Source organism: Petrotoga mexicana DSM 14811 (assembly GCF_002895565.1).
Lineage (GTDB): Bacteria > Thermotogota > Thermotogae > Petrotogales > Petrotogaceae > Petrotoga > Petrotoga mexicana.
Genome location: NZ_AZRN01000019.1, coordinates 1 through 16,093 on the forward strand (window position 1 = coordinate 1; position 16,093 = coordinate 16,093).

At 34.1% G+C, this 16,093-nt stretch carries 12 protein-coding genes; 2 read left to right on the forward strand and 10 right to left on the reverse strand.

Annotated elements, in window-relative coordinates:
* Positions 1-76 precede the first annotated feature (76 nt).
* Complete coding sequence (locus X927_RS05110) at positions 77-2,449, forward strand: Lon protease family protein (RefSeq protein WP_103077025.1); 2,373 nt, start codon at positions 77-79, stop codon at positions 2,447-2,449.
* Between the two features lie 240 nt (positions 2,450-2,689).
* On the opposite strand, the gene X927_RS10175 is transcribed toward X927_RS05110, so the two are convergent.
* Both X927_RS10175 and X927_RS05115 read right to left on the reverse strand, forming a co-directional pair.
* Positions 2,690-2,833, reverse strand: a complete 144-nt coding sequence (locus X927_RS10175) for a hypothetical protein (RefSeq protein WP_169925148.1) — start codon at positions 2,831-2,833, stop codon at positions 2,690-2,692.
* Between the two features lie 215 nt (positions 2,834-3,048).
* Positions 3,049-4,548 (reverse strand): carboxypeptidase M32, encoded by a 1,500-nt coding sequence (locus tag X927_RS05115; RefSeq protein ID WP_103077026.1) that lies wholly within the window; start codon positions 4,546-4,548, stop codon positions 3,049-3,051.
* 258 nt (positions 4,549-4,806) lie between these two features.
* Between X927_RS05115 and lnt the strand changes: the two genes are divergently transcribed.
* The gene (lnt, locus tag X927_RS05120) at positions 4,807-6,282 is read left to right on the forward strand and encodes an apolipoprotein N-acyltransferase (protein WP_103077027.1); all 1,476 of its coding nucleotides are present in this window, start codon (positions 4,807-4,809) and stop codon (positions 6,280-6,282) included.
* Positions 6,283-6,313: 31 nt separating this feature from the next.
* Here lnt and X927_RS05125 read toward each other — a convergent pair whose 3' ends face one another.
* From X927_RS05125 to X927_RS05160, 8 genes are all read right to left on the reverse strand, one after another.
* The gene (locus X927_RS05125; protein WP_103077028.1) at positions 6,314-7,300 is read right to left on the reverse strand and encodes a 2-hydroxyacid dehydrogenase; all 987 of its coding nucleotides are present in this window, start codon (positions 7,298-7,300) and stop codon (positions 6,314-6,316) included.
* 289 nt (positions 7,301-7,589) lie between these two features.
* Entirely contained in the window at positions 7,590-9,062 is a 1,473-nt protein-coding gene (gene xylB, locus X927_RS05130; protein WP_103077029.1) for a xylulokinase, read from the reverse strand.
* A 15-nt stretch (positions 9,063-9,077) separates the two neighbouring features.
* Positions 9,078-10,274, reverse strand: coding sequence for an ROK family transcriptional regulator (locus X927_RS05135; RefSeq protein ID WP_103077030.1), 1,197 nt, complete (start codon positions 10,272-10,274; stop codon positions 9,078-9,080).
* Between the two features lie 23 nt (positions 10,275-10,297).
* Complete coding sequence (xylA, locus tag X927_RS05140) at positions 10,298-11,614, reverse strand: xylose isomerase (protein WP_103077031.1); 1,317 nt, start codon at positions 11,612-11,614, stop codon at positions 10,298-10,300.
* Positions 11,615-11,647: 33 nt separating this feature from the next.
* Positions 11,648-12,742, reverse strand: a complete 1,095-nt coding sequence (locus X927_RS05145) for an ABC transporter permease subunit (RefSeq protein ID WP_103077034.1) — start codon at positions 12,740-12,742, stop codon at positions 11,648-11,650.
* A 35-nt stretch (positions 12,743-12,777) separates the two neighbouring features.
* Entirely contained in the window at positions 12,778-14,316 is a 1,539-nt protein-coding gene (locus tag X927_RS05150) for a sugar ABC transporter ATP-binding protein (RefSeq protein WP_103077032.1), read from the reverse strand.
* 85 nt (positions 14,317-14,401) lie between these two features.
* Positions 14,402-15,430, reverse strand: a complete 1,029-nt coding sequence (gene xylF, locus X927_RS05155; RefSeq protein WP_103077033.1) for a D-xylose ABC transporter substrate-binding protein — start codon at positions 15,428-15,430, stop codon at positions 14,402-14,404.
* Positions 15,431-15,680: 250 nt separating this feature from the next.
* Positions 15,681-16,093, reverse strand: a 413-nt coding sequence (locus tag X927_RS05160) for a methyl-accepting chemotaxis protein (RefSeq protein ID WP_245855476.1), incomplete at its 5' end; no start/stop codon positions are given.

A 16,093-nucleotide genomic window follows, 5' to 3' on the forward strand; every position in this document is an offset into this window, starting at 1 on the left:
GGGCGAAGGGGCGCTATTTATCAAGTTTTTAGAATTTCTAAAGGTGGTAAAAGTGCAAATAAAGGAGGCATGAATCATGAAACTTACTTTAAGTGATTTTGAAATTAAAATCCCAGATATCAACATCGATAACACTTCAGAAATAAAAATTGGTTCTTATCAAGATTACACCATACAAACGGATGCATGTGAAATCCTACAATTTGCCTTGGAAAGCAGTAACGATTCAAACAATGTTTTCATTGTTGGTCCAAACCGTAGTGGTAGAAGAGGTATGACTCGAAAGATCATCGAAAGAATTTCATTAACTCAAAAAGCTCCTCAAGATCTTCTGTATGTTTTTAATTTCAAAGAAGAAAAGAAACCCAAGCTATTGAAACTACCCGCAGGAGAGGCCAAAAATTTCAAATCTGAATTGCAATCTATTATTAATTCGTCTGTACAAGTTTTAAATAAAACTATGCAGACGGAAGAATTCCAACAAAGATTAAGTTCATTAGAAAAAGAATACAACGAGCAGAGGGAAAAATTGTGGTCCGATCTAAGAAAACAGGCTCAATCTCTTGGTTTTATACTTGAGGCTTCTGAAAAAGGTATAGTCAGCGTTCCAGTGTATGACGGCAAAAAAATAAGCAGCTCAGAGTTTGAAAATCTTCCAGAAGAGATAAAGGAGTATTTTAGAAAAAATTCAGAGAAGTTGCGAGAATTAATTGAAAAAACTATGGTAAAGATCACGGAGATGGATAAAGAATACTGGGAGGAAGTTAAAAACTTACGACGCTATTGGGCTGCATTTAGCTTAGCTAAGCTTTTTGAACCCCTTGAAAAGAAATATCTCAAATATTCAGATGTTTTTGAATACCTTCAAAACTTAAAAGAAGACATAGCTTCTCATTTATCCCAATTAACTTCTGAAAATCAAAACCTAATAACTTATCTTAAAGAAAAAAGATACAATGTCAACATTGTAGTAGATAATTCTTATCTACAAGGTGCTCCTGTGATAGAAGAAGATAACCCCACTTTTTCAAATTTGGTTGGTAGAATAGAGTATTATTCCCAAATGGGACTTCTCCAAACTGATTTTACAATGATAAAATCGGGGGCTTTCCACAGGGCAAATGGTGGTTATTTAATCATGGAAGCGGAAAAAGTTTTAAGAAAACCTTACGCTTGGGAGGTAATTAAAAGGGTTTTATCTGAAAAAGAAGTAAAAATTGAAAATATTCAAACTGCTGAAGGCTATTCGAACGTTGAAAGTTTGGAACCAGAACCTTTATCTTTAACCGTTAAAGTAGTACTCATTGGAGAAGAATGGGTGTACGATTTATTAAGAGTTTACGATAGCGAATTCGAAAAACTTTTTCCTATAAAATCACAATTTGACTATGAGGCAGAGTTAAGTAACGAGAATTTAAATAAATTTTTAGCTTTCTTAAGCAACACAGTGGAAGAAAACGATATCTCACATTTTACAAAAGATGCGATTGAAGAGATAATCAAGTACAGTTGTAGGATGAATGGAAATAACAAAAGGTTCTCTTTAAAATTGGGGGAAATTAAGAATCTACTAATAGACTCTTGCAACATTTCTAGAAAAAATGGAACAAGCCCATATATAACCTCCAAAGATATAAAAGATACTATAAAGTTTAGAGAAAAGATGTTTTCATTTCATAAGAAAAAATTATTTAATGCAATTAAAGAACAAAAGATTGACATAAGAACTGAAGGCTCTGAAATTGGGCAAATAAATGGATTGACTGTTTTGGATACAGGAGATTTCACCTTTGGCCATCCAGTCAAAATAACAGCAAAAAGTTACAGATCCTCTTCTGAAAAAATCATAAATATACACAGGGATATTGATTTAAGCGGGAAAATATACAAAAAATCTTCATTGATAATAGAAAACTATTTCAAACATAAATTTTCTTCTTTTATAGAAACAGGCTTCGGCGTTTCTTTAAATTTTGAACAAGTTTACTCTATCATTGAAGGAGACAGCGCTACAATAGCAGAAACTCTGGCTTTAATGTCTTCTATAGCTAACATTCCATTGAAACAAAATATTGCCATCACCGGATCTATGAATCAAAGCGGAGAAGCTTTACCAGTCGGAGGAATAATCGAAAAAATAGAAGGATTTTACGACGCCTGTAAAAATCTCAATTTTACAGGAGACCAAGGGGTAATTATTCCAAGTAAGAATATTGATAATATTGTATTAAAAGACGAAATAAACGAAGATATACAAAATGGAAAGTTCTATATTTGGGCGATTGATAATATAGACGAAGCGATCGAACTAATGACAGATTACAAAGCAGGGACACCAAATGAAAACGGTGAATACGAAGAAGGCACATTTTATTACTATGTGAGTGAAAACCTCAAGAAATTATCAAAAGAAGAGAAAAAAGAAAAAGGCGAAAAAGAAAACAAATAAGCCAGATCAATCGGGTAGGAGGTAGATAATTAATTTATCTACCGTCCTCCCACACCACCGTACGTACCGTTCGGTATACGGCGGTTCAACAGAATTCATGCTTTAGGTTATACGTTTCCAGGATCGAAGTTAACCCCATTTTCTTAGTCCCTTCGCATCTTTCAAGATTCGAAACCTCCTGTTGTTCAGTCCTTCCTCATCTTCCAATGAGTACTATGACTTCTGCTGACTTCTCAAGATTCAGCCATACATTGCTGCATGGGTTGCCTTATCAGCGTATTCTTGAGATCTCCCCAGGTAAGTGCAATAACTTTCATCCCATCTATCCGCCAGATTTACTCCGTGAAGTTCTGGATAGCTATTGGACTTCGTTTTGAAATGCAAACTCGTCCACTTCACTTAGCCTTGTATCTGGTTCTTGTTCATCGGACCGGGACTTTGCCTTGGGCTTCCTTCAGATTCCACCTCACGATGGACACCCTTGCCTTCGACTAGTGGTTCCCGCTATCTGGTCCACAGCGGACTTTCACCGCTTAGCTATTGCGCATGCTGGGCGCACATTTTAAAATCCCCCATCGTATATAGATGGGGGATTTTAATTATAATCCATAAATTGCAGAAAACTTCTCTTTTATATAGTCAACAAAATATTTGGGATTAAGAGTTTCACCTGTAACCTTTTTCAAAAGTTCTTCTGGTTCGTACATTTTACCGTACTTATGGACATTCTCAACCATCCAGTTCAAAACTTCTTTTGAATCTCCTTTTTCTATTTGAGATGGATAATCTTTTAAATCTTTTTTCAATTTTGAGAACAATTGAGCACTGTAAAGATTGCCCAACATGTATGAAGGAAAATAACCAAATTGCCCATTTGACCAATGAACATCTTGCAAAACACCTACGGCGTTGTTTGGTGGCACGATACCTAAATATTCTTTCATTTTATCGTTCCAAACGGTTGGTAATTCATTTACCTTTATTCTATCGTTGATCAGTGCTTCTTCGATTTCAAATCTCAACATAATATGAAAGTTATAAGTTACTTCATCTGCCTCAGTCCTGATGAAATCTTTTTTAACTATATTGACACCTTTATAAAGTTCATCACTGCTTATTCCCTCAAAAGATGGGAAAATATCTTTCAACTTTTTAGAAAAGAACGCCCAAAAATGAGGACCTCTTCCTATAATATTTTCCCAAAATCTTGATTGAGATTCATGCACAGCCATAGAAGTACCTTCATCCAAAGAAGTTTCAAAAAATTCTTCAGGGATATGAAGTTCGTATAAAGCGTGTCCACCTTCGTGCATAGTTGAAAATAAAGAATATCTCAAATCTTTATTGTTGTATCTTGTTGTAATTCTAACGTCCCTTGGACCAATTTTTGTAGTGAAAGGATGAGCAGACATGTCCATACGTCCAGAATCGAAATCGAAATTCATAAATTTTAACGCTTCCAGAGATAACTCTTTCTGCTTATTTACGTCGAAATCACCTTCAAAAAAATCGTACCTTGGTTCTTTTCCCTTTTCTAAAAGCTCTTTCATAAAGGGTAGGAGATGCTCTTTTAAGTAATTTATTGTGCCTTTCAACGTTTCTGTTTTCATTCCAGGCTCGAATAAGTCTAAAAGAGCATCATATCTATTTTTTTCATATCCTAAAGCCTCTGCTTGTTCTTTTTCTAAAGATACGACTTCTTGCAAATAAGGTTCAAACAAAGAAAAGTTATTTTCTTCCCTGGCTTTTTTCCAAAAATGACCTGCTTTTGAAGTCGTTTCGGCTAATTGTCGGATAAGTTGTGGAGGCAACTTTTTAAACTTATCGAAATCTTTCTTGGTTACCCTTACCATTGCTTGATCAATATCACTTAATTCATCATAATTTTCCTTCTTTGAAAAATAATCCAAAAATTCACCCATCTGATCGGAAACGGACATTCTAAACAGTGACTCCATAAGTTCTCCTAAAGCTTTAGAACGATACTCAAAAGCATTGTTTGGAGCGTTAGTTTCTAAATCCCAGTGCATTAGTGCAATAGCTTGACTGTATCTTGAAATTTTGGCTTGAAATTCTTTAAATTCTTCCAATTTAGACATCTTTTTTACCCCCTCTTATACAGATTTTTCTATCTTTAGAAATTCTAAAACTTTATATATAGCGCCCATAAGGATAAAAATTCTTTACCTTTTGCCCCGCTCCCCACCCTCTAAGGATAAAGCAGCTATACAGATTTTGTTAGTTATCCTAATTATATCAGATTTCTTGAACTATCACAAAGTTTGCTGTATAATATTGTAACGACAGCATAATTATACAAGAAACAAGATTTTCAAAATATAATTCAGGGGGTAGTTATGAATTATCTACTTACTTTAATTTCAGGTGTTTTAACCGGTTTGGCTATGCCAGGTAATTTATTTTCTTTTTTCATTTGGTTTTCATTGGTTTTCTTTCTGAGGAATATGACCAGATCAAAAACTCACTATGAAAGATTACTCCATACGATAATATATTCCTCTTCCATGCTTGTAACTACTCTTTGGTGGCTGCTTCCTACTTTAACCAAAAATATACCCCAAATTTTAAAAAATTATTCTCCAATCGTTGGTTTTTTTGGATACGTTGGAATGATAGTACTTTTAATGATACCTTATCTCATCATTTGGCTTTTATCAGAACTTTATCATCGAAAAGATAGACAATACAATTATCTTTCATTGGTCTTTTTCTATTCTTTTGCCTACACTGTTGCGGAAATTTTGAGGGGTTTTGGAGATTTGGCTTTTATGGGAGGAAATTTATCATACGCCCTTTACGATCATACTGGAATAATACAAATTGCCTCTATTATAGGGTCTTTTGGTCTCACTTTTATCATAGTTTTCGTCAATGCCTTGATAGCTTTCGATAATTCACGTGACAAGGTATTTAAAATTCTTGCCATATTTACTACTATATACATTTCTAACTTTGCTATAGTGAGGTATCTACCTCCTATCAATGGCACAAACGATTCCATAAAGGTTGGAGTCGTTCAAACGGATGTTCCTCAAGAGATCAAGTACTTCTCAAATCCAATACAAGATTATTCAACTTTTTCTAAGAATATCGACGAATTTAAAAATAGGGATGTGGATGTAGTAGTTTTTCCAGAATCAACTTTTCTTGAAGACATCTCAAAATCAGAAATAGAAAGTCAAATGGTAAGAGACATTCAAAACTTATACAAACCTGTAATATTAGGACACCCAAGGATAGAAAACGATAACCATTTTAACTCTGCCTGGGTATATAACCAACATGGGAGTATTGAGGGTATCTACGATAAGGTTAAATTAACACCATTTGCCGAATTTTTACCGTATGAAACTATATTTGGAAACTTTGATGTTTTTAGATTATTAAACTATTATACTCCTGGGGAAGAATACTCAACCTTTTCATTAGACGGAACTAATTTTGGTGTACAAATATGTTTTGAAACTTATTTTCCTGAAGTTTCAATTAATCAAGCTAAGAATGGAGCAAATTTATTGATTGCAATATCTAACGACGGTTGGTTTAATTCAAAAACCGGCCTGTTTCAACACTTCAGTCAGGGCGTTTTTAGAGCAGTAGAAACGAGAAGAGATTTCATTCAAGTTTCAAATACAGGCTTAACCGGCTCAATCGATAAATATGGAAGAATCACCAACATATTTGAAACCAAAGAGGAAAAAACGGGGATCTTTTTTGTCAACCCAAACGATAATATCTCGTTTTACTCTAAGGCTTCAGACATATTAAAAATCTTATTTTTTATCGGAGCCCTTTTGCTTGCCATTCTATAAAGTACCTGCGTTCAACACTTATGCTTTAAATTCAATATCCAAATTCTAAATCAATTAAGTCTTTTGCCGTACCACTTTTTAGAAAGCCTTTTATATTTTCTATGGTTTCATCGATACTATACCTCGTAGCTTCAGTGTTATAGCCTCCAACATGTGGAGACAAAACAACGTTATCAAAGGTATGAATTGGGTAATTAGCTGGCAAAATTGATGGCTTTTCTTTGGAGGGATAATTATACCAAACATCTATAGCGGCTCCAGCTAATTTTTTAGATTTCAAAGCTTCGTATAGTGCCCTTTGATCTATAACATCACCTCTTCCAACGTTTATTATGTACTTGCCAGTCATTTTATTAAACACCTTTTCATCGATAAGTCCTTTTGTATATTTCGTCAAAGGTAGAGTTACGAATACAATTTCACTTTCTTCTATTACATAATCTAAATCAGAACTAATCTCATCCACATTTTCAATATCTATATTTGCATTTCTTTTATAGCCCACAATTTTACAGTCAAAAGTTTTAAGCATTTGTGCAAGATTTTTCCCTATATTGCCTAATCCCAATATTGCACAACTTTTGTTTTGAATAGATACCCATGAATCTTTAACACTTTCTCCAGCACTAAATCCATGCCAAATTCCTTCTTTTAAATCGTTATGATAAGGCACAATTTTCCCAAGAAGAGCTAAAGCAAGGGCAAAAGCCCTTTCTGCCACTATTCTAGCGTTACCATGACTATTTGCAACGCTAATGCCTTTTTCTTTTAGTATTTCTAAGGGTAATTGGTTCACCCCAGCATATGGAACAAAAATTATTTTCAAATTCTTTGATTTTCTCAAGATATTCTCATCCAAGTCTCCACCAAACACTATTGCATCTGTAACTTCCATAGCATTTTCTACATTGCTGATTTCTTCACTATCTAGAAATTCATCGTTGGGAAATAATTTCTTCAATTCCCTAATTTTTTCTTTCCAGTACGAGTTTAACTTGTTCATAAATAATACTTTCAATTTTTTCTAATGCCCCCTCGAAGTGATTAATTTTACAGTCTTTAGAAATTCTAAAACTATATATAGCGCCCCTTCACCCCGCAGCCCACCCATAAGGATAAAAGTTCTTTGCCTTTTGCCCCGCAGTCCACACATCTAAGGAAGCAAGTTATAATCCTTTACCCAGCTGAATCGAAACGGGCTTCGCCATGTACCCCTTACTGTTTAATAATCAACAATAATTATATCACAAAAAAAGTCGGAATTAAACTAAAAATTTTAAAAGCGGCTAAAGCCGCTCTTTTATATATCATCTTTGAATTTTTGCCAACTCTTCAAAATTTCCTTTCAACGATTTATACAAATTCTTATAAATTCCATAATAATCATCGTAAATCTTTGTATCTTGATAATTAGGTTCAATAATTTCTTTGAATCTTACCCATTTTAAAACATCTTCAAGCTTTTGGCCATCTCCTACTGCAGCCAACATAGCTGCTCCATACGCACCGCCTTCATCAATTTTAGGCATTTTAACGGGTATTTTGAAGTTTGTTGCAACAATCTTTGCCCAACTTTTATTTTTGGATCCTCCCCCAACTATTCTAATATCTTTTATCTCGGTTTTTTCTTTTATAAGTTCAAAGGAATCTCTAAGGCCAAAGGTTATACCTTCCATGGTTGCCCTTAGTATGTCGTTTTCAGTATTCAAAGAAGAAATTCCAAAGAACACACCTCTTGCGTTAGGGTCTCTATGTGGGGTTCTTTCTCCGTTTAAGTAAGGAAGAAAAATAACACCGTTTGAACCTGGTACTGATTGGTTTATTCTTTCTTCTATTTCTGCCCAATCCAAACTGGGAAAAAATCGATTTTTAACCCAATTTAGAGAATGAGCGGCTGAAAGCATTACACCCATGTAATAATATTTATCTTTTATTACATAGTTAAAGTAATGTGTTTTTCCTGATAAATCAGGTTCTTTTTTATCAGTAAGAGTTAGAACAGTACCCGAAGTTCCAATACTAACCATCGACTCTCCTGCTTTCGATATACCTATCCCAAACGCAGCTGATGCATTATCTGCTCCTCCTGAAACAACTTTTGTGTTCTTCCATCCTAATTCTTTTTGTAGGTTTTCTTTTATTTCACCTCGAATCCCATAAGAAGGATACAATTCAGGCATTATATCCATATTAATACCAAAAGTTTCAAATATCTCTTCATCCCAATAATTTGTTTTTACATTAAAACAAGCTGTTCCAGACGCATCGGAGTAGTCTATGCCAATGGTTCCTGTTAGCTTAAAAACTATATAATCCTTAGGTAGAAGAATCTTCTTTATTTTTTTAAAATTATCTGTTTCATTTTCTTTTAACCACAGTATTTTTGGGAAAGTGAAACCCTCCAAAAAGGGATTGCCTATTTTGGAGATAACCTTTTCTTCACCACCAAAAGCTTCTGTAGCTTCTTTGCATTGGGGAGTGGTTCTTTGATCACACCAAAGGATTGCGGGCCTAATAGGTTTATTATTTTCATCCAAAACCACTAAGCTATGCATTTGTCCGGAAAACCCTATTACATCTATTTGATGCGTTCTGGACACTTTTTTTAATATGTCGTATACACCAATCCACCAATCTTCAGGGTCTTGTTCAGCCCATGCAGGTTTGGGAACTTTCATTTCTAATGGATAGGAATAACTATCCAAAACTTCTCCTTCTTCAGATACAACTAAACCCTTCAATCCGGTTGTTCCAACATCTATTCCTAAATATTTGTGCAAACTGATCACCTCATTCTAAATAACAGCTTTTTCTGCAAAATCATCCATCACCCTTAAATTTGCTCCCGTTAGACATGCTGTATCTATATCAAAAAATGGTCTCAAAGGTTTTTTAAAAGATTTTAATGCTGGTTTCAGAGTTCGCGTCCTTATAATATTTTGAATCTCTGTGAAATAATCATCAGGAAAAAGATACCCATACCCCCCAAAAATTACAAACTCAGGATTCAAGATATTTATTAAATTAACTGTTCCTACTCCTAAATAATACAACATCTGTTTAATTATTTCATTGGCGTTTCCTTCCTTCTTTTCGGCTTTTAAAAGAAGATTCCTGAATTTTTCTTCGTAATTGTTGCCTTCCAATCGTCCATTGCTGTATTCGTATATCTTAGAAACGGTATCAATTGAGGCAAACGTTTCCCAACATCCTTGATTATTGCAAAAACATTTTTCTCCATCTTCATCGATGCTCATGTGACCAAATTCACCCGCTGTGTAATTAGGTCCCAAATGAATTTGACCGTCTATAAGCAAAGCTCCTCCTATTCCCTGAGATATGAAAACATAGACTCCATTGTTGAGGTTTGCGATATTTTTGTTAAAATACATCTCTGCTTGTAGAGCTAACTTTGCCTCATTTGCAGCGAAAATTGGTTTGTCACATTGAGGTAGTTCTTTCAAAATTGCTCCTCTAAGATCGATCTCACTCCAATTAAAATGGGGTACGTATTCGATAATCAAGTTTTTCCTATCGATCATTCCTGGAAAAGAAAAAGAAAGGCCTACTATATTATTCCCATTAGCATTTTCATATATTCTTTTTATCTCAACAGCTAATTTACCAATAAAAACATTAAAATTTTTTGGGGTTTCAAATTCAACAATCTTATTTATTGAATTGTTCATATATCCAAGACCTACGACTGTTTTTTCAACTCCAACCTTAACGATAATGGAAGCAGCAACACCTTTTGCTGCTTCCAGTTTTATAGGTTTCCTTCCAACCCCTTTAGAAGATTTTCTATCTCCTTCTTCTATTAATTTTTTAGAAATTAAATCATACGTTATCTTTGTCACAGTACTTTTATCCAAACCTGTAAGCTTAGAAATCTCATTTCTTGAAATTCCAGAATAATATCTGATTAAATTGAAAACCATTAATTTGTTTGAATATCCCATTCTTTCTGCATTGATTTTCTTTATCTTCAAAACAAAGCCTCCTGATTTATTGTCTATTCGTAGATACACAAATTTAATAAGTTTTCCAAATATTCTTGTCTTCCCGATTTTGGTACTCCCACTTTTTTATCTAGTACATACTCTTCGAGTTCTTTGAAATTAGTTCGTCCATCTACTATCTTTTTACCCATTCCTTCATTAAAACTATTATACCTTTTTTCTACAAAGTCTTCCAAAACTTTGTCTTCTAAAATCTTATTGGCTAATATCAATCCTAACGCAAATGCATCCATTCCTGCTATATGAGCGTAAAACAGATCAATATTTTCGTAAGAAGGTCTTCTAACATGTGAGTCAAAGTTCAAACCACCCGGAGCTATTCCTCCATTCTTAAGTATTTCATACATTGCCAAAACGTTTTCAAATACGTTTGTTGGGAATTGATCTGTATCCCATCCCAACAATAGATCACCCATGTTAGCATCAACGCTTCCCAATATATTATTTATCCTTGCATACCTTAATTCATGTTGAAAAGTATGACCAGCAAGAGTGGCATGATTTGCTTCTATATTGAACTTGAAATACTTATCAAGATCGTACTTTTGTAAAAATGCATAAGAGTTCGCAACATCAAAATCATATTGATGTTTTGTGGGCTCTTTTGGTTTGGGTTCTATCAAAAATTGGCCATCAAAACCAATTTCTTTGGCGTAATCTACAGCCATGTGTAAAAAATTAGCCAAATTGTTCAATTCCAACTCCATATTAGTGTTTAAAAGGGTTTCATATCCTTCTCTTCCACCCCAGAAAACGTAATTTTCACCATTTAATTCCTTAGTTATTTCAAGTGCTTTTTTCACCTGTGCAGCGGCATATGCATATATATCTGCATCACAAGATGTAGCTGCACCCTGCATAAACCTTGGATGAGTGAAAAGATTTGACGTTCCCCAAAGAAGCTTTATACCTGTTTCTTTCATTCTCTCCTTTATTCTTTCTACTACTTTATCTAATAACTTATTTGTTTCTCTCAACGTTTCTTGTTCATCAACTAAGTCTCTGTCATGGGTACAAAAATACTTAACCCCTAATTTGCTCATGAACTCAAATGCTGCATCACATCTTGCGTAAGCTTTATCTAACGGATCCGAAAATTTGTTCCATTCTCTGTTGGCACTTTCGACCCCGAACATGTCCCTTCCTTCTGCAGTGAAAGTGTGCCAATATGCCACAGAAAATCTCAAGTGTTCTTCCATAGTTTTATTACCAATTTTTCTCTCGGGATCATAATAATGAAAAGCTAGTGGATCCTTTGATTCCTTACCTACATACTCAACCTTTTTAATATCTTTGAAGTATTCTGCCATTTTAAGACCTCCTATATGTTATTTTGCAAATAGTTATGCCTCTTTCTTTTTACTTGCAACATCAAACCATACTGCAAATATTAATACTAACCCTTTTATTATAGACTGCCAAAACACAGGGACATTCATAAGACTCATTCCATTGTCTAAACTTGCCATAACAATCGCTCCAATTACTGCACCAACAACAGTACCAATTCCACCCATTAAGCTTGTACCACCTATAACACACGCAGCTATTGTATCTAACTCCGCTCCTTCTCCGCCTGAAACTGATGCAGCATTAAGTCGAGAAGTTAAAAAAATACCTCCAAAAGCTGCTAACAATCCATTAATCATAAAAACTATAAGTGTAATCTTTTTTACGTCTATCCCAGACAAAGTTGCCGCCTGACTATTGCCACCAATTGCATATATATATCTTCCAAAAACTGTATTTTGAGAAATATAAGTAAAAAATATTAAAAGAATAAGAGTTATTAATACGGGAAAAGGAACTCCTCGATAAGAATTAAAAATTAGAATAAAAATAGCTATTAATAAAGTATAAGCTAATAACTTTAAAAATTCCACTTTTAAAGAAGGAGCATTTAATCCATGAGATTTTTTCTTTTTCCATGAATTAAGTTCTGCTACAATTATAAAAATAGCACCGATAACTCCTATTATTATCCCTATAATATTGGACAGATAGCCCTTCCCTAGAAACTCAAAAAAACCTCTCATTGGACCAATAGTAGTACCTTTTGTAATTCCTAATAGTATTCCTCTGAAAATGAGCATACCACCTAATGTAACAACAAAGGCTGGAACTCCTCGATAAGCTACCCAATATCCATTCCATAAACCTATCAAAAGTCCAATACCTAAAGTAATGAGGATAGAAATTAAGGGATCCATTCCGAACCATACATGCAAAATTGCTACAATGCCTCCTGTTAGTCCTACAATAGAACCAACCGAAAGATCTATTTGCCCTAATATTATAACAAATACCATCCCCATTGCTAATACCGATAGAAACACTGATTGTCTAAACAAATTAGAAATATTCCTAGCGCTTAAAAAAGAACCTTCGGTCAAGATGGCAAAAAAAACCCAAATTACTATTAAAGCTATTATCATCATGTATGATCTTAAATTTAAATTAATCTTTTTCTTTTTCAAAATACCCCTCCTCCTTCAGTCGCAGTTGCAAGGTACATAACTTCTTCTTGGGTTAAATCGTGATTAATATTTTCTAATTCTCCCATAAACTTACCTTCATGCATAACTATTACCCTATCGCTCATACCTATTATTTCTGGTAATTCAGAAGAAATCATAATTATTGATATACCTTGAGATGTTAAATCATTCATTAATGAATATATTTCTTGTTTGGCCCCAACGTCTATTCCTTTTGTAGGTTCATCCATAATCAATATTTTTGGTGTCCTTATCAAATTTCTACCAAGTAAAACTTTTTGTTGATTTCCCCCACTTAAAGTAGTGATATTCGCTTCTGGAGAAGAAGCTTTAATATTTAATTGTTTGATCATTCTAAGAGCTTCTACTATTTCGTCTTCTTCAGATATTTTAAAATAACTACCGAACTCTTTAATAAAAGTAATTGACAGGTTTTGCCTTACAGATAAATTGGGAAATATCCCCAAATTTTTCCTATTTTCGGATAAATAAGCTATTCCTAGTTCTAACGCTTGCCTTGGTGAACTTATTTCTAATTCTTTAGCGTTCAAAAATATCTTTCCTCTTTTATTACTCGAATTGAATCCTATTATACTAGTCATTAATTCTGTCCTACCGGCACCAACTAATCCAAAAAGACCTAATATTTCTCCTTTTCTAAGGTTAAAACTAACATCTTCAACGACTTTTCTTTGAGGATCATATTTCTCATAAAGTGTATAATTACTCACTTCAAATACTATTTCGTTGGGAATATAATGCCTTTTGGGGAACATTTGATTTATTTCTCTCCCCACCATCATTTTTATGAGATCACTTTCTTTTACTTCACTAATCGGCTTTGTGTCAATTAATTTACCATCTCTTAAAACGCTGACTGTGTCAGCTAACTCAAAAATTTCGTCAAGCTTATGTGAAATATAAATAGAGGTGATCCCTTCAGATTTCAACTCTTTCAAAATATCAAATAATATCTTTGTTTCATTTTCTGTTAAAGAGGAAGTTGGTTCATCCAAAATTAAAATGTTGCAATTTTTAACTAACGCTTTAGCAATTTCAATTAACTGTTGTTTTGCGGAACCTAAGTATTTTACTTTAGTAAGAACATTTTCATTCTCCATCTTCAATTTTTTTAACCATTTCTGAGTTTCCTTGATCATTTCATTCCAATCTATCGAAACACCTTTTACAATAGCTTTTCCCATAAAGATGTTTTCAACGATATTTAATTCATCAAATAGACTCAATTCTTGGTGAACAACAGCTATCCCAGCTTCTTCAGCCTCTTTAGGATTTCTAAATTTCACTCTTTCACCATGTAAATAAATTTCACCTTCATATGTTCCTAATGGATATATTCCACCTAAAATACTTATCAAAGTAGACTTCCCTGCTCCATTTTCGCCACAAAGAGCATGGATCGTATTTTCTTCTATTTTTAAATTGATATTTTCAAGAGCTTTTACTCCAGGAAACTCTTTTGATATGTTTTTCAATTCTAAAAGAGTGGCCATTTAATCACCTCAATTGTTATACGTCATAGAAATTAGACTGAGAGGGTTAGGGATTGACCCCTAACCCAAATATTCAAAATTTTGTTTAATCTACTTTCGGCCATTGAGATCTGGGAACATTTTTATATACATCTTCTAACTTATGAAAACCATCTTTTACAACTGTTTCTACAATGTTAGTCTTATCAACAGGAATAGGTTCCAAGAAGAAAGTAGATACCTCTTTATACTCATTGTTAATTGTTCCATTTGTTGGAATATGAATATCCTTAGCCGCTGAAACAGCCATAATAGCAGCCATAGTAGCGATATCCTTTATAGGTTTATAGACAGTCACTGTTTGTGTACCTTCAACTACTCTCTGGCAGGCAACCAAATCTGCATCTTGACCAGATACTAAAACTTTTCCTGCTAGTCCCTGTTCCTTTAATGCTTCTACCGCTCCTCCAGCTGTACTATCGTTGGAAGCAACAATTGCATCAATCTGATTTTGAGTTGCGGTTAAAGCATTTTCCACAATTTTCATAGCTTCTTGTGCTGACCAGTCTTTTGCCCATTGGTCTCCTACTATTTCTATTGCTCCACTATCAATATAAGGCTGAAGAACCTTCATTTGACCTTCCCTAACAAAATGTGCATTCATATCGGTTGGAGATCCTCCGAGTAGGAAATAATTACCTTTTGGTTTCTTATCAACCAAATATTGTGCTTGAATTTCCCCGATTCTTATTGGATCGAAAGTAATGTAATAATCCAAATCACATTCCATTAAAAGACGATCATACGCAATCACTGGAATTCCATTGGCATGAGCCTCTTCAACCACACTTCCCATAATATAACCATCATGTGCAATGATAACTAATACATCAGCTCCCTGATTCATCATATTTTCTACCTGAGAAACTTGTAGTAAATCATCGTTATTGGCCGATTGTACAATAACCTTTGCCCCAAGTTTTTCGGCGGTATCGACAAAAATATCTCTATCTTTTTGCCACCTTTCAAGTTGCAAATTAGCAACAGAAAGCCCTATCAATACCTCATCCTTCGCGAGTACAGCACCACCAAATGTCAATAAAAACACCAGAAAAACCAAAAGAACTTTCTTCATTTTACTAACCTCCTCTTTTTTGTTTTTTTACCATTAGTACTAATGGTAAAATCCACATCTAACTACATCCATTTTAAAATATTCTATTCAGCATTGTCAATAGTAAGTTTATCCAATCAACTAATATTAGGAACAATCACTTTTCAACCTTTTCACTTTATTTGTTAGCATTAAGGGGTAAACCCCTTAAGATCCCCAAATCCAAAATCTTTGTTCAATTAAAAATCTTTTTGCACAACCCAGCAAAATTTTATATTTTAAAACTTCCAACTAATCCTTTTAACTCTGTGGCTAACTCACTCAACTCTTTCGCTTCTTCGTTTATCCCTACCCCTTGTTTTACTTGTTCGTCTATTACACTTCTTGACCTTTCTAGTTGTTCACTTATCTCTGTTACCGCTTTCGCTACCCTGTCCATCGCTGTGCTCATCTCTTGCGCACTTGCACTTTGTTCTTCTGCACTTGCCGTCATGTTTTCTATCCCTTGGTCCATCCTTTCTATCCTTTCTTTTATCCGGTTGAAACTTTGTTGTACATTCACCATCTTTTCGTTTATTTCTCCTATCGTTCCTACTACCTTGTTCGTCGATTCGTTCACTTTGTTCGTACCTTGCGTTATGTTGGTTAGTATTTCTGATATTTCATCCGTTGCATTCCTTGATT

Coding starts and splice junctions, on each gene's coding strand:
- X927_RS05150 (WP_103077032.1), bottom strand. CDS start 14,316: ATGGCCACTCTTTTAGAATTGAAAAACATATCAAAAGAGTTTCCTGGA.
- lnt (WP_103077027.1), top strand. CDS start 4,807: ATGAATTATCTACTTACTTTAATTTCAGGTGTTTTAACCGGTTTGGCT.
- xylF (WP_103077033.1), bottom strand. CDS start 15,430: ATGAAGAAAGTTCTTTTGGTTTTTCTGGTGTTTTTATTGACATTTGGT.
- X927_RS05145 (WP_103077034.1), bottom strand. CDS start 12,742: ATGATGATAATAGCTTTAATAGTAATTTGGGTTTTTTTTGCCATCTTG.
- xylA (WP_103077031.1), bottom strand. CDS start 11,614: ATGGCAGAATACTTCAAAGATATTAAAAAGGTTGAGTATGTAGGTAAG.
- X927_RS05110 (WP_103077025.1), top strand. CDS start 77: ATGAAACTTACTTTAAGTGATTTTGAAATTAAAATCCCAGATATCAAC.
- X927_RS05115 (WP_103077026.1), bottom strand. CDS start 4,548: ATGTCTAAATTGGAAGAATTTAAAGAATTTCAAGCCAAAATTTCAAGA.